Here is a 226-nt window from a genome sequence, read left to right as displayed (position 1 = left end):
AACAATGTCACCTTCATGTGTCTGTCTGGCGATGTAAGACCGCACTTCACCACCATTGCTGCCTTCATCGCAAAAATGAAAGACACCATTGAACCACTCTTCACTCAAGTCCTGATGATATGCGATGAACAAGGCCTCATCGGTCGTAACATGTTTGCCATTGATGGATGTAAAATTTCATCCAATGCCAGCAAAGAATCGAGTGGCACTCACGAGGAGTTACGCC

The 226-nt window shown here is 46.0% G+C and carries 1 pseudogene; it reads left to right on the top strand.

Annotation, left to right across the window (positions count from 1 at the left end):
- Positions 1 to 226, top strand: a pseudogene (locus Q1A70_RS20720) (transposase); the annotation flags it as partial.

It is taken from the genome of uncultured Vibrio sp. (assembly GCF_947488985.1).
GTDB lineage: Bacteria > Pseudomonadota > Gammaproteobacteria > Enterobacterales > Vibrionaceae > Vibrio.
This window is presented reverse-complemented; position numbering and strand designations above follow the sequence as displayed.